Source organism: Pseudomonas rossensis, from assembly GCF_039888995.1.
Lineage (GTDB): Bacteria > Pseudomonadota > Gammaproteobacteria > Pseudomonadales > Pseudomonadaceae > Aquipseudomonas > Aquipseudomonas rossensis.
Genome location: NZ_JBBWCB010000431.1, coordinates 1 through 217, shown reverse-complemented (window position 1 = coordinate 217; position 217 = coordinate 1). Strand labels below are relative to the sequence as shown.

Genomic DNA, 217 nt, shown 5'->3' with positions numbered 1-217 from the left:
GCGCAGTCGAAACGGAAAACTCCTTGGTAAACAATGAGTTACGCAGTTTTCGGCAGCGAGTTGCTTCAGGTCATCGAAGCCCAGAAGGAGTTGAAAGAGTGGTGTTGTTTGGCTCTTTTAACGATTCGATCTTCTCGGTCGAAAGCGGTGTAAAAGAGGTGTTGACAGCAGCGAGTAACGCTGTAGAATTCGCCTCCCGCTAACGAGAGATCGGAAG

At 49.3% G+C, this 217-nt stretch carries 1 protein-coding gene; it reads left to right on the top strand.

Going from position 1 to position 217, the window contains the following annotated elements:
* The coding region (locus WLY71_RS31770; RefSeq protein WP_347806624.1) for a hypothetical protein at nt 1-203 on the top strand (203 nt) is incomplete at its 5' end.
* Nucleotides 204-217 lie beyond the last annotated feature (14 nt).